General features: G+C 72.6%; 5 protein-coding genes. All 5 read right to left on the bottom strand.

The features are described from left to right. Positions 1 to 254 precede the first annotated feature (254 nt). The 5 genes from ndk to AB0302_RS01645 all read right to left on the bottom strand — a co-directional run bounded on the left by ndk (position 255) and on the right by AB0302_RS01645 (position 7,140). The gene (gene ndk, locus AB0302_RS01665; protein ID WP_366370328.1) at positions 255 to 677 is read right to left on the bottom strand and encodes a nucleoside-diphosphate kinase; all 423 of its coding nucleotides are present in this window, start codon (positions 675 to 677) and stop codon (positions 255 to 257) included. A gap of 60 nt (positions 678 to 737) precedes the next feature. After that, positions 738 to 1,262, bottom strand: a complete 525-nt coding sequence (locus AB0302_RS01660) for a DUF4233 domain-containing protein (RefSeq protein ID WP_366370327.1) — start codon at positions 1,260 to 1,262, stop codon at positions 738 to 740. After that, positions 1,259 to 2,797, bottom strand: coding sequence for a Mur ligase family protein (locus AB0302_RS01655; protein ID WP_366370326.1), 1,539 nt, complete (start codon positions 2,795 to 2,797; stop codon positions 1,259 to 1,261). Before AB0302_RS01655 ends, AB0302_RS01660 begins: the two co-directional genes overlap by 4 nt. Beyond that, on the bottom strand, positions 2,794 to 6,210 hold the full coding sequence (ileS, locus tag AB0302_RS01650) for an isoleucine--tRNA ligase (protein WP_366370325.1): 3,417 nt from the start codon (positions 6,208 to 6,210) through the stop codon (positions 2,794 to 2,796). The genes AB0302_RS01655 and ileS overlap by 4 nt, the downstream gene beginning before the upstream one ends. Before the next feature lie 297 nt (positions 6,211 to 6,507). Next, positions 6,508 to 7,140: a TIGR03085 family metal-binding protein gene (locus AB0302_RS01645; protein WP_298713419.1), complete on the bottom strand. Its 633-nt coding sequence runs from the start codon at positions 7,138 to 7,140 to the stop codon at positions 6,508 to 6,510. Positions 7,141 to 7,147 lie beyond the last annotated feature (7 nt).

Raw genomic sequence — 7,147 nt, 5'->3', positions numbered from 1 at the left:
GTGGGGGGGGGGCGCCGCGGGCGGGGGGGGGGGCCCCGCCCCCCCCCCCCCCCGCCCCCCCCCCCCCCCCCCCCGGGGCGGGCGCGGCGCCGTCGCATGTGCAGGAGGCGTGAGGGAGCCGGGAGGACCGGCGGTCTCCTCGATCGCGCCCGGGGACGAGTCGGGCTGCCTCGCCGTGAGTCCTGACTCCCGTCGCTGCCGTGGGGCTGTGCTTCTGGGCTCGTGTGCTTCCGACGATCGGCCGGGCTGTGGGATCAGCCGAACCAGATGGCCAGCTCGCGCTCCGCGGAGAGCGTGGAGTCCGAGCCGTGCACGAGGTTCTTCTGCACGCCCGCGCCCCAGTCGCGGCCGAGGTCGCCGCGGATGGTGCCGGGTGCGGCCACCGTGGGGTCGGTCTTGCCGGCCAGAGCGCGGAAGCCCTCGATCACGCGGTCGCCGCCGAGGCGGATCGCCACGACCGGCCCGGAGCCCATGAACTCGACGAGCGGCTCGAAGAACGGCTTGCCCTCATGCTCCTCGTAGTGCCTCTCCAGCATGCCGCGGGTGGCCGTGACCATCTTCAGGTCCACGATCGTGTAGCCCTTGCGCTCGATCCGGGCGATGATCTCGCCCACGAGGTTGCGCTGCACGCCATCGGGCTTGACGAGCACGAGGGTCTCTTCGGGGTGATGGGTCATGGTCGGCTCCTTCAGGGGTGGACGAGCTCGGTCTCCTCTCACCCTAGTGGGCGGCGCGCCTCAAGACCCGTGCTCCGCCGCCCACTCCTCCTCGAGGCGGTCACGCCGGGCGTTCTCGAGGTCGAGCTCCCGGCCCTTGGTCACGGCGTACCACCACGTGAGCGCGAAGAGCGGGCCGATCACGAACATCGAGTACTCCCAGAACCCGGACACGATCAGCACGAGCTGGATGGCCCACCCGATCCAGATGCCCACGGGCTTCTGCACGAGCGCGCACGTCAGCAGTGCGACGACAGCCAGGACGGAGAAGCCGATCGCGAACCACAGGGCGTGCTCCTCCCCGCGGTTCAGCCCGAACAGGGTCATCCCCAGGAAGAAGATCACGACCGACTCGAGGGTCAGCACCACGGACGTGAACATGGCGCGCGTGGAACGGCGACGGCGGCGTTGACCGGGCGTCCAGGACCGCTGGGCCTTGGTCTCACGCTCGGGGCGCCACGCCTCGGCGCCGAAGTGCTCGCCCTCGGTCGCGGCGGTCCCGGACGTCTCGGCCGGCTCGGCCGGGTGGGGCGTCGCGTGGCTCATCGGTGGTCCTCCGTCTCGTCGGCGTCGTCCAGCAGCTCGAGGATCTCGGGATCGAGGGTGTCCTCGTCCTCGTCGGCCAGGCCCACGGCGTCCAGCAGATCGGCCGGGTCGAGGCCGCGGGCGGCCACCGTCACCGGTCCGGCGCGGCGGGGCTCGCCGAGCAGCGCACGGACCTCGGCCGTGAGGGTGATGGACCCGAGGACGAGCACACCACCGCCCGTGCCGGAGGCCAGCTCATCGGCGCTCGACTCGAGCGCCTCGGCACGGCCCACGGCCCACTCGAGCGCGTCCGGCACGGACTCGGTGGCGAACAGGTCGTCCTCGGGCCAGCCGGCGTCCAGGGCGATCCGCGCGAGCTCGGCCGCGGGGATGGCCCGCGGCGACGTCGACTGGGTGAGCGCCAGGTCCGCGACGTCGTCGCCGAACGCGCGGTGCAGCGCCTCCAGCATGGCGGGGGCGTCCTTCTCCTGCAGCACCCCCACCACGAGCACGAGGCGCGTGAAGCCGAACGACTCCTGCACGGCGCGCACGGTGGCCCGCACACCGTCGGGATTGTGGGCGGCGTCCACGATCACCGTGGGGGCGGTGCGCAGCACCTCGAGGCGGCCCGGGGAGGTGACCTGCGCGAGGCCCTCCCGCAGCAGCTCCTCGTCCAGGGGACGCTCTCCCCCGCCGAGGAACGCCTCGAGCGCGGCGACGGCCAGGGCCAGATTCTGGGCCTGGTGCTCGCCGAGCAGGGGCAGGAAGAGGTCGGGGTACTCGCCGGCCAGGCCGCGCACCGCGACCTGCTGCCCGCCGACCGCGAGCGCACGCTCAACGACGCCGAACTCGACGCCCTCGAAGCGGAACGGCACGCTCGCGGACTGCGCGGCCTCCAGGAGCACCTGGGCGGCGTCGCGCTCCTGCACCGCGGACACCAGGAACCCGCCCGGCTTGACGATCCCCGCCTTCTCCTCGGCGATCTCCGCCTCGCTGTCCCCCAGCAGGTCGGTGTGGTCCAGGGAGATGGGGGTGACCACGGAGACGACGCCGTCGGCGACGTTGGTCGCGTCCGTGACGCCGCCCAGGCCCACCTCGAGCACGACGACCTCGACGGGCTCGTCCGCGAAGACGGCGAACCCGAGCACGGTGACGGCCTCGAAGTACGTCAGGCGCGGCTCGCCCGCGGCCTCCAGCTCGGCGTCGACGGTCTGCACGATCGGCAGGATCTCGCCCCACACGCGCACGAACGTCTCGTCGGACACCGGTTCGCCGTCGATGCTGATGCGCTCGGTGACCTTCTGCAGGTGCGGCGACGTGTAGCGGCCCGTGCGCAGCCCGTAGGCGCGCAGCACGGCCTCGATCATGCGCGCCGTGGACGTCTTGCCGTTCGTTCCGGTCAGGTGGATGACGGGAGCGGCGTCCTGCGGGTCCCCCAGGAGGGCCAGCACCCGACGCACGGGGTCCAGCCGCGGCTCCATGCGGTTCTCCGGCGCGCGGGCCAGCAGGTCACGGTAGACGGCCTCGACCGTGCCGGGCCTCTGATCCGCACTCATGCGCCCACCTTCTCCACGGTCACGGCCACGGCCTTCATGGCGTCGTCGGCCGGGTCCTGGCGCGTGTCCTCCGCGCCGGAGTCCACGAGGTCCAGCTCCGCCGAGAGCGTCTCCCCCGCGATCAGCTCGCGGTGCGACTCGAGCGCCGCGAGCACGGCCGCCGGGCCCTCGATCCGGGAGCGCACCCGGTCGGAGACCTCGAGGCCAGCGTCCTTGCGGGCCGCCTGGACGGCGCGGATCACGTCGCGGGCCACGCCCTCGGCGGCAAGCTCCGCGCTCACCCCGGTCTCGAGGACGAGGAAGCCCGCCGCCCCGGAGAGCACGCCGACGGCGGTGCCGGCGGGCGCGCCCGTGGACACCGTGCGCAGCTCGTAGAGCTCGGGGGCCAGCGTCACGGTCTCGCCGTCGGCCAGGGCCACCGCCAGCCCGTCGGCGGTCTCCGCGTACGCGCCGGCGTCGACGGCCTTCTTCACGAGCGGGACCTGCTTGCCGAACGCCTTGCCGAGCTCGCGGAAGTTCAGGGTCAGCTTCGTGCCGATCCCGTACTCGGCGATGGCCTCGTCCGAGAGCTCGGTGAGCGCCACCTCCTTGAGGTTGAGCTCGTCCGCGACGATCCGCGCGTAGGTGCCCTCGAGGCCGGCGGCGTCCGGCACGACGACGGACAGGCGCGCGAGCGGCAGGCGCACGCGGCGCTTGGCGCCCTTGCGCAGCGCCGAGCCGGCGGAGCTGATGCGGCGCACGGCGTCCATGCGGGCCACGAGCGTCTCCGCCTCAGGGCCGTGCGGGAACAGGTCCGCATCCGGGTAGTCGGTCAGGTGCACCGAGCGGCCGCCGGTGAGGCCGCGCCAGATCTCCTCCGCCACGAGGGGCAGCAGCGGCGCGGCGGCGCGCGTGAACGCCTCGAGCACGGTGTACAGGACGTCCATGGCCACGGTGTCCTCGGCGAAGAACCGCTCGCGGGAGCGCCGGATGTACCAGTTGGTCAGCGTGTCCATGAAGGTGCGCAGCGCCTCCGTGGCGTCGGAGACCTCATAGGAGTCCAGCGCCGCCTTGACCTTGCGCAGCATCTGTCCCGTGGCGGCCAGGACGTACTGGTCCAGGGGGTCCTCGGAGGTGTGGCGCTCGCTCGCGCGGTAGCCCTCGGGGCGGGCGCCGCCGTCGTGGGCCGTGTTGGCGTAGAGCGAGAAGAAGTGCCACGCGTTCCACGCCGGGAGGATCACCTGGCGGGTGGCCTCGCGGATGCCCTCCTCCGTGACGATCAGGTTGCCGCCGCGCAGGATGGGGCTGGCCATGAGGAACCAGCGCATGGCGTCCGAGCCGTCGCGGTCCAGGACCTCGTTGACGTCCGGGTAGTTGCGCAGCGACTTGGACATCTTCTGGCCGTCCGAGCCGAGCACGATGCCGTGCGAGATCACGTTGGAGAACGCGGGGCGGTCGAACAGCGCGGTGGCGAGGATGTGCATCGTGTAGAACCAGCCGCGGGTCTGGCCGATGTACTCCACGATGAAGTCGGCCGGGTTGTGCGTGGGGAACCACTCGGCCCGCTCGAACGGGTAGTGCACCTGCGCGTACGGCATGGAGCCGGAGTCGAACCAGACGTCCAGGACGTCCTCGACGCGGCGCATCACGGCCCCGGCCGCGGCGGCCTCGGGGTCCGGGTGCGGGCGGGTGAGGTCGTCGATCCACGGACGGTGCAGGTCGACCTCGCCGTCGGCGTTGCGGGGCAGGCGCCCGAAGGCCTCCTCGATTTCGGCGAGCGAGCCGTAGACCTCCTGGCGCGGGTAGTCCGGGTGGTCGGACTCCCACACCGGGATGGGCGAGCCCCAGTAGCGGTTGCGGGAGATCGACCAGTCGCGGGCGTTGGCCACCCACGTGCCGAACTGCCCGTGCTTCACGTTGCCGGGGATCCAGGTGATCTCCTCGTTCAGCTCGAGCATGCGCTCCTTGACCTGCGTGACCGCGACGTACCAGGAGGTCACCGCGCGGTAGATCAGCGGCCTCCGGCAGCGCCAGCAGTGCGGGTAGGAGTGCTCGTAGGAGGCCTCGCGGGCCACGCGGCCCAGGTCACGCAGCGCGCGCACGATCGTCCGGTTGGCCTCGAAGACCTGCACGCCGGCGATCTCGTCGATGTCGCCGCGTCCGGTGTCCTCGCGGGCGAACAGCGGGAGGAACTTCGCGCCCGAGTCCACGGAGAGCAGCACGGGGATGCCGTTCGCCTCGCACACCCGCTGGTCGTCCTCGCCGTAGGCGGGGGCCTGGTGGACCACGCCCGTGCCGTCGTCGGTGGAGACGTAGTCGTCCACGAGGATGCGGTGGGCGGCGTCCAGGGTGAGCTCGCGGCCGTTCGCGGTGAACGTCTCGCCGCGGTGGGCGTCGAACACGTCCGTGAACAGGGGCGCGTAGCGCAGCCCGCCCAGGCGGGCGCCGGGGATGGTCTCCACGACGGCGGCGCGCGCGGCCTCCGCGTCCGCGTAGCCGAGCTCCTTGGCGTGGGCGGGCACGCGGTCCAGGGCGAGGAGGAAGCGCTCCGCGTCCACGGAGGCGCCCTCGGGGCCGGCGGGCACTACGGCGTAGGCGATCTCCGGCCCGACGGCGAGGGCCGCGTTGGTCGGCAGGGTCCAGGGCGTGGTGGTCCACGCGAGGACGTGCACGCCGAGGAGACGCTCGGCCAGGTCGGCGTCGGCGCCGCCGTCGGGGATGAGCGCGGCGTCCTCCGGCAGGCCCGTGACGGGGAAGGAGACGGTGACGGAGGGGTCCTGGCGCATCTGGTAGACGTCGTCGTCCATGCGCAGCTCGTGGTTGGAGAGCGGGGTCTCGTCGTTCCAGCAGTAGGGCAGCACGCGGAACCCGCGGTAGGTGAGCCCCTTCTCATGCAGCTGGGAGAACGCCCAGATCACGGACTCCATGAAGTCCGGGGTGAGGGTCTTGTAGTCGTTCTCGAAGTCCACCCAGCGGGCCTGGCGGGTGACGTACTCCTGCCACTGGTCCGTGTACTTGAGCACGGAGGCGCGGCACGCGTCGTTGAACCGGTCGATGCCCATGGCCTCGATCTCGGCCTTGTCCGTCATGCCGAGCTGCTTCATCGCCTCGAGCTCGGCGGGCAGGCCGTGGGTGTCCCAGCCGAAGCGGCGCTCCACGCGGCGGCCCTGCTGCGTCTGGTAGCGGGCCACGAGGTCCTTCACGTAGCCCGTGAGGAGGTGGCCGTAGTGCGGCAGGCCGTTCGCGAAGGGCGGGCCGTCGTAGAAGACGAACTCGTTCTGCGCGCCGTCCTCGGTGAGTGGCGGGCGCTGGTCGATGGAGGCCTGGAACGTGCCGTCCTCGTCCCAGTACTGCAGGATGCGGCGCTCGATCTCCGGCAGGCGCGGCGAGGCGGGCGTGGTGCCGTTCGGGTCAGAGGAGGCGAGGGGGTACACGGTGGTCCTTTGCGGTCCGGGGAGGTGTTCCGTGCAAGGACGCACACCGGGGCCGTGGGGCCGACGGCGGCGCGGTACCACCTTGCTTGCCGGTCCCTGCTGCCCGCGCGCGGAGGCGAGGGCGGTGCGCGGACCGACCGCTTCGTGACGGCTGTGACGGGCCTGCCCGTCCGGTTCTACTGAGGCGCCGCCTGCGGCGGACGCCCGTTCTTCCGGAGGCTCACCGGTGATGGCCGGATCGACGCCTGTGCCCGCCAGTGTAGTGGACCGGCGGGCACAGGCGTGAGGGGGTGCGCGTCAGAGTCTGGCGCGCTTCACCGCGGCGAGGTCTCCGTCCACGGTGACGTGCACGGCGTCGCGGCCGTGGGCCCAGAGGAGCAGCTCGCCGACCTCACCCGACACGGTGACCGGGGTGTGGACGGCCACCGCCTCGCGGGCCACCGTCACGGGCGCGCGGCCGGGGGCCTGCAGGACGACGGGGACCGTCGAGGAGCGCAGGAGCATCGGGGCCATGCGGCGCAGGGAGCGGTAGAGCGCGTCCGTGTCCCGCTCGGAGAAGGCGCGGGGCGCGGGGAGCTCTCCGCCGCGGGCGACCTCGCCCCGACGCACGTCCTCGAGGTGGATGAAGTGCTCGGCGGCGTTCACGTGCTTGTCGGCGAGGCGCATGGGGTTCAGGGTGCCGGGGCCCTTGGCCCAGGACTGGACCAGCTCGCGGTAGTCGCGCGACTTGGCCTGGTCCGAGACCTTGCCCAGGTGGGCCTTGAGCGGGCCGACCATCATGCCGGCGGCGGCGTCGGGGCGGTTCTCGCGGACCCACAGGTGCGTGGCCATGTCGCGGGTGGTCCACCCCTCGCAGAGGGTCGGGGCGTCGGGGCCGTTCTCGAGGAGGAGGTCGGACAGGCGGGCACGTTCGGCAGAGGCGAAGGTCATGGTCGCC

The sequence above is a fragment of the Micrococcus sp. NPDC078436 genome (assembly GCF_040702705.1).
In the GTDB taxonomy this organism is placed as follows: domain Bacteria; phylum Actinomycetota; class Actinomycetes; order Actinomycetales; family Micrococcaceae; genus Micrococcus.
This window is presented reverse-complemented; position numbering and strand designations above follow the sequence as displayed.